Origin of the sequence: Diaphorobacter sp. J5-51, assembly GCF_001023515.1 — a bacterium.
Lineage (GTDB): Bacteria > Pseudomonadota > Gammaproteobacteria > Burkholderiales > Burkholderiaceae_C > Diaphorobacter > Diaphorobacter nitroreducens.
On record NZ_JSYI01000061.1, the window covers coordinates 1 to 244 of the forward strand.

The 244-nt window shown below is 67.6% G+C and carries 1 pseudogene; it reads left to right on the plus strand.

Features of this window, described 5'->3' with window-relative positions:
- Window positions 1-244: pseudogene (locus tag OX89_RS08935) on the plus strand (IS21 family transposase); the annotation flags it as partial.

Sequence of the window (244 nt, forward strand, 5' to 3'; positions counted from 1 at the left end):
TGGACTTGAACCAGCGCGCGTTCAAGAAGCTGCCGGGCAACCGCACCAGCGCCTTCGCCGAACTCGACCGGCCAGCCCTGCGCCCCCTGCCGCCGGTGCGCATGCCCATCGCGCGCTTCAAACCCGCCCGCGTCAACATCGATTACCACGTTGAGCTCGATGGCCACTACTACTCGGTGCCCCACGCCCTGGTGGGTGAGCCGGTGGAGTTGCGCATCACGGCCGGCACGCTCGAAGTCCTGCA